At 57.6% G+C, this 6,056-nt stretch carries 5 protein-coding genes and 1 pseudogene; 5 read left to right on the plus strand and 1 reads right to left on the minus strand.

The window, feature by feature from the left end:
• Positions 1 to 137: pseudogene (locus tag AC221Y_RS18940) on the minus strand (polyprenyl synthetase family protein); the annotation flags it as partial.
• Between AC221Y_RS18940 and AC221Y_RS18945 the strand changes: the two are divergent.
• From AC221Y_RS18945 to AC221Y_RS18965, 5 genes are all read left to right on the plus strand, one after another.
• On the plus strand, positions 99 to 2,195 hold the full coding sequence (locus tag AC221Y_RS18945; RefSeq protein WP_486708035.1) for a hypothetical protein: 2,097 nt from the start codon (positions 99 to 101) through the stop codon (positions 2,193 to 2,195). The pseudogene AC221Y_RS18940 and the gene AC221Y_RS18945 sit on opposite strands and share 39 nt — an antisense overlap.
• A 5-nt stretch (positions 2,196 to 2,200) precedes the next feature.
• The gene (gene queA / locus AC221Y_RS18950; RefSeq protein WP_299753916.1) at positions 2,201 to 3,256 is read left to right on the plus strand and encodes a tRNA preQ1(34) S-adenosylmethionine ribosyltransferase-isomerase QueA; all 1,056 of its coding nucleotides are present in this window, start codon (positions 2,201 to 2,203) and stop codon (positions 3,254 to 3,256) included.
• 84 nt (positions 3,257 to 3,340) lie between these two features.
• The gene (locus AC221Y_RS18955; protein WP_486708036.1) at positions 3,341 to 4,642 is read left to right on the plus strand and encodes an MFS transporter; all 1,302 of its coding nucleotides are present in this window, start codon (positions 3,341 to 3,343) and stop codon (positions 4,640 to 4,642) included.
• Positions 4,643 to 4,701: 59 nt separating this feature from the next.
• The gene (locus AC221Y_RS18960) at positions 4,702 to 5,286 is read left to right on the plus strand and encodes a DUF924 family protein (protein WP_299753914.1); all 585 of its coding nucleotides are present in this window, start codon (positions 4,702 to 4,704) and stop codon (positions 5,284 to 5,286) included.
• Between the two features lie 137 nt (positions 5,287 to 5,423).
• Positions 5,424 to 6,056 (plus strand): FAD-dependent oxidoreductase (locus AC221Y_RS18965; protein WP_486708037.1); only part of this gene is annotated, 633 nt, incomplete at its 3' end.

Genomic DNA, 6,056 nt, shown 5'->3' on the forward strand with positions numbered 1-6,056 from the left:
ATCAGCGGTAATGTCATCTTGCCTTCACGGAGGTCGTCGCCGATATTTTTGCCTAGCTTGGCTGGTTCGGCGGCATAATCCAAAATGTCGTCGACGATTTGGAAGGCGATGCCGAAATTATCACCGAATTGGCGCAGATTGCGCTTTCTAACGACGATGCACCGATCCGTGGGCGTGGGGTCGTCTCGGCGGGGGCTGACGGGTGGTCGCTTTCGCTGGATGCCGCCACGCAGCGTATCGCGACCACAACAGTAATGGAGTTTTGGCCGCTAATCGAGGCTCCGGTGACGCGCGGATGGCTGAATTCCAACGTCAAAGCGGGGCTACTTGAGGACGTCAATGTCGCCCTGCGAAAGTCCCCCGGCGAGAAGCTTGATATGGGGCTGACCTTCGATTTTAGACAAGGTGAGGTGCAGTTTCTGCGCGATATGCCCCGGATCATGGGGGCGACGGGCCGGGGCGTCATCCACGATGATGTTTTTAATTTGCTGATGACCGGTGGCGGAGTGATGGCTGGGACTGGCGATTTCGTTGATATCGCGGGCTCGACGTTTCGGGTGCCGGACACCGAACAAAGACCTGCAATGGGCGAGTTTGAGATACGCGCGCGCGGAACTATTCCGGCGCTGCTTTCGGTAACGAATAATCGACCTTTGCGCCTTATGGAAAGGGCCGAGCGCGGGATTGATCTGGCGCAAGGTATTGGTGAAGTGACGGCGCGGGTCACGCTTCCTTTGAAGGATGGAATTGACGCCGAGGACGTCACCTATCAGGTAACGGGGCAGCTCAGTGACGTCCGTTCGGAAGTTATCGTGCCAGGGCGCGTGCTGACGTCGCGCGGGATGGCGCTTTCGGCTTCTGTTGAGGAAGTGCGGATTGCCGGTCCGGCTGACCTTGACGGCGTTTCGCTGACCGCAGATTGGCGTCAGCCGCTGGGCGATGGTGCGCGTGCCGAAGGAAGCCGTATTACCGGGCGCGTCACGCTTGGACCGGATGCCATTCAGGCGTTTGGTTTGCCACTGCCCGGCGATCTGATCAGCGGCTCTACCCGTGCGGACTATGTGCTTGAGGTAAAACCAGATGTGGCACCGCTGTTATCGGTGGCATCTGACCTTAAAGGTTTAGGGATGCGAATCGCGGCGCTAAACTGGTCGAAGGAGCCGGGCAGTCCGGCAGGGTTGGAGTTGGTCGCGCGGCTTGGCGACGTTCCCGATGTGCAAAGCCTAGAGATTTCGGCGCCCGGTCTGGCGTTGGACGGGCGATTGTCTTTGACGGCGGACGGTGGGCTTGAGGCTGCGGTTTTTGATCAAGTGCGGGTTGGGGGATGGCTTGATGCGCGCGCGCGGATAACGCCACGAGGCGCGGGGCTGTCGCCTGCGATTTCAATTGAGGGCGGGACGCTTGATTTCCGCAAGTTCCCGCGCGCTGCCGTGTCAGAAAGCGGCGGGGACCGTACGCCGATTACCGTATCCCTTGACAGCTTCGTTTTGTCCGACAGCATCACGTTCGCGCCTTTGACCGGTGAGGTTGATGCAGGGCAAGCCGGGCTTTCGGGCACGTTCGAAGCCCGGCTCAATGGCCAGACCACGGTGCGAGGCACGCTGGCGCCTGCCAATGGGGGGACGGCAATCCGGCTTCAGGCCAGTGATGCGGGCGGCGTCGTGCGGTCGACCGGGCTGACGAAAAACGCCATGGGCGGCACGCTTGATCTTGTGCTGACACCGGACACAACGGCTGCGCCCGGCACACTGCGTGGCGAGTTTCTGATCGAAGACATCCGTATTCAGAATGCACCGGTGATGGCTGCTTTGTTGGACACCATCAGCCTTGTGGGCTTGATAGATCAGCTTTCGGGGCAGGGTATTCGCTTTGCCACTGTGGACGGCCGTTTCAGGTTGACACCGGACGCGCTTGTTTTGGAAGAGGCGGCGGCGATTGGCGTGTCGCTTGGCATCTCGGCAGCAGGACTTTATGACCTCGATGCCAAGGAGATTGATTTGCAGGGCGTGGTGTCGCCGCTGTATTTTCTGAATGCGGTCGGATCGGTCGTTAGTCGTCGCGGTGAAGGTCTGTTTGGCTTCAATTACCGCGTGAGCGGTCCTGCAAATGCGCCAACCGTCGGGGTTAATCCATTGTCGATCCTGACGCCGGGTCTGTTTCGCGAAATTTTCCGCCGCCCGCCGCCAACGAATTGAGTACCATGAAACTTTCTGATTTTGATTTTGATCTTCCCGAGGGGTTGATTGCAACGCGCCCGGCGCGCCCGCGGTCGTCGTCACGTCTCTTGGTGGCGGGCCCGGTGGCGATCGACGAGGCGCAGGCACTTGATTTGCCGTCGTTTCTACGGCCTGGCGACCGGTTAATCGTGAACGACACAAAAGTGATCCCGGCGCGGCTTTCGGGCATGCGGGTGCGTGACGGCGAGGCGGGCGTGACGCAAGCACGGATTGAGGCGACGCTTCTGGATCCTCTTGCTGATGGGAACTGGATGGCCCTGCTGAAGCCTTTGCGGAAAGTCCGCGATGGCGAGGTGATCCGGTTTTCCGACATTTTGACAGCGGAAGTGATGGGGCGTGCCGAGGGGACAGCGGCGCTGCGTTTCAACCTTACCGGCGATGATTTTGATGCCGCTTTGAATGCGGCGGGTGCGATGCCTTTGCCGCCTTATATCGAGGCGCTGCGCAAGTCCGATGCGCAGGACAAAGAGGACTACCAGACGATCTGGGCGCGCGCGACAGGGGCGGTTGCTGCCCCGACCGCCTCGCTGCATTTTGATGACGCCTTAATGGCGGCGTTGACGGCGCACGGGGTCGAGATCACTTACATCACGCTGCATGTGGGGGCGGGCACGTTCTTGCCGGTGAAAGTCGACGACATCAGTGACCACAAGATGCATGCCGAGCGAGGCACGGTGACCGCGCAAGCTGCCGAAGCTATGAACGCAACACGCGCTGGCGGTGGGCGGATTATTCCGGTCGGCACAACGGCGCTGCGACTGATCGAGACCGCCGCGGCGCCGGACGGGACAATCTCGGCGTGGGAGGGGGCGACGGATATTTTCATCACGCCCGGATTCCGTTTCAAGATTACGGATGCTTTGATGACCAATTTTCATCTGCCAAAATCAACACTGATGATGCTTGTTTCGGCGTTCATGGGGTCTGAACGTATTCGCGAGATTTATACTCATGCGATTTTGCGTGAATTCCGGTTCTTTTCCTATGGTGATGCGTCACTTTTGCTGCCAAAGGGCTGAAAGCGACCGGGGTCAAGTCGTAGGCAAGCGTGTCCGCTATCAACGCGGGCGCTAAGGCGGTTGAAAGGGCAACGGAGACTAACCATGCTCAAGGTTCTCGGCAGTACATGGGCACTTCTTCTCGGAATTCTTCTTTTGATGGTCGGAAACGGTCTTCAGGGCTCGCTTATTGGTATTCGAGGGTCGATTGAGAATTTCTCGACGATAGAGCTGTCAGTCATAACCTCTGCGTACTTTGCGGGCTTCCTGATCGGATCACGGATGGCGCCCGAGATGATCCGTCGCGTTGGGCACGTCCGCGTTTTTGCCGCTTTGGCCTCGTTTATTTCTGCCGTTTTGATCCTTTACCCGACAATCACAGACCCCTGGGCCTGGATCGCATTGCGCGTGGTCTTTGGGTTCTCGTTTTCGGGCGTGTATGTGACAGCGGAAAGCTGGCTGAACAATTCGGCGACCAACGAGACGCGCGGTCAGTCTTTGTCACTATATGTCATGGCGCAGATGCTTGGGATTGTGGCCAGTCAGGCGCTGTTGAACGTGGCGGACCCGGCCGGGTTTATCCTGTTCGTGATCCCGTCGGTTCTTGTTTCTTTATCGTTCGCGCCGATCCTTTTGTCTGCTGCCAAATCACCAACTTTTGAAACAACAAAACCGATGACGCTGAGGCAGATCTATGAGTTCTCACCGCTTGGCTGCGTTGGCATGTTTTTGCTGGGCGCGATTTTTGCAGCCCAATTTGGCATGGCGTCAGTTTACGGCACGCGAGCAGGGTTTAGTGTTGCCGAGATCTCGATTTTCGTCTCGGCAATCTTTATCGGCGGCATGGTGTTTCAGTACCCGTTTGGCTGGCTATCGGATCGGATGGATCGGCGCGTGATGATTCTCGCGGCCGCACTGGGCGGCGGGGCGGCGGGCATATTGGGGCTGGTCTTTGGAAGCAGTTTTGAAGTCGTGCTGTTTGCAGCCTTCATTATGGGTGGGATGTCCAACCCGCTTTATGCCCTGCTGATCGCCTATACGAACGACTATCTTCAGGTGGAGGATATGGCCGCCGCAGCCGGTGGTCTGATTTTCATTAATGGCCTGGGCGCTATCATGGGCCCAATGATCACGGGTTGGATGCTGACCAGGTTTGGACCTGGCGGGTTCTGGGTCTACCTCAGCTTTTTCATGTTTGCGATGGCGGCGTTTGTGGCCTGGCGGATGACACAACGCGCGTCGGTCTACAGCGAGGAAGCCGAAGGCTATGATGCGGTAAGCTACGCGCCGATGATGCCGACAGGAACCATGGTAGCGGCTGAAGCGGCACAGGATTACTATGCTGAAAATGTCGAAAATGACGACGAAGAAGAACCAAATGAGGACGACCCCCTTGATCGATCATGATCTTTCGTTAACGATTCGATTACGGGGAAGTGAAACTTGGTGGAGTGAAGTGTGGCATTATGACGAACCCTGAGGACATTCTGGCCTTTTGGCTGGACGAACAAGGCCCGGAAGGCTGGTATGCTGGTGGGTCCGAGCTTGATCAAGAAATGCGAGACCGTTTCGAATGTGTGTACAATCGTGCTTGCGAGGGCGCATTGTCCTTGTGGCTTACACATGCGACCGGGACTTTGGCGTATATTATCCTTCTGGATCAATTTTCGCGGAACATGTTTCGCGACACGCCAAAGGCATTCGCTTCAGACGGTCTGGCGAGAGCAGCAGCAAAAGCGTCTATTTCGCGCGGATGGGACCTGAAGATTGACGAACCCGCGCGGCAGTTCTTTTATATGCCTCTGGTTCATGCCGAGTGCCTGAGCGATCAGGACCGCGCCGTGCGTCTTATCATGACGCGGATGCCAGAGACCGGCGGCATAAACCTTCTTCATGCCAAAGCACACCGCGAAGTTGTCCGCAAGTTCGGCCGTTTCCCCAACCGGAACGCGGCTTTGTCGCGTCTTACGCCGGAAGCCGAAGCGGTCTTCCTTGAGCAGGGCGGCTATGGGGCGACGGTTGAGGCAATGAAAGCGGCAGAGGCGGCCTGAACACTATTTTGGTTGCCTAGAGCATTGCGCCCAACGGGTAGCGGGGCTTCCCCCGAAGCATCGTCGTTAGGGTGACAAGGCATTCCGAATGTGGCAAATAGTTTAACGTAGAACAATATCGCCGCAGGAGGAAACCAATGGCTGCTAAAACTTTTGACGTGGTGGTGATCGGGGCAGGTCCCGGTGGATATGTCGCCGCGATCCGTGCCAGCCAACTGGGCCTGAAGGTGGCGATCGTTGAACGCGAGCACATGGGCGGGATTTGCCTGAACTGGGGCTGCATCCCAACCAAAGCGATGCTTCGGTCGTCCGAAGTTTTTCACCTGATGCATCGTGCCAAAGAATTCGGCCTGAAGGTCGAAGGGATTGAGTACGATCTGGATGCTGTGGTGAAGCGCTCACGCGGTGTGGCCAAGCAGTTGAACGGTGGCGTCGTGCATCTGATGAAGAAAAACAAGGTCGAGGTCTTTATGGGTGCGGCAACCCTGCCTTCCAAAGGCAAGGTTTCGGTCAAGACGGACAAAGGCGTCGAAGAGTTGCAGTCGAAAAGCATCATCCTTGCGACCGGCGCGCGTGCGCGCGAATTGCCTGGACTTGAGGCGGACGGTGATCTTGTCTGGACGTACAAGCATGCTTTGCAGCCACCACGGATGCCCAAAAAGCTTCTGGTCATCGGGTCGGGTGCCATCGGAATTGAATTCGCGAGTTTTTACAACACGCTTGGGGCGGACACAACTGTGGTTGAAGTCATGGATCGCGTTCTGCCGGTG

Source organism: Boseongicola sp. (genome assembly GCF_057460485.1).

What these genes read in the sequence shown, in the direction of transcription:
- AC221Y_RS18960 (WP_299753914.1), top strand. Translation starts at nt 4,702, where the DNA reads ATGACGAACCCTGAGGACATTCTGGCCTTTTGGCTGGACGAACAAGGC.
- queA (WP_299753916.1), top strand. Translation starts at nt 2,201, where the DNA reads ATGAAACTTTCTGATTTTGATTTTGATCTTCCCGAGGGGTTGATTGCA.
- AC221Y_RS18955 (WP_486708036.1), top strand. Translation starts at nt 3,341, where the DNA reads ATGCTCAAGGTTCTCGGCAGTACATGGGCACTTCTTCTCGGAATTCTT.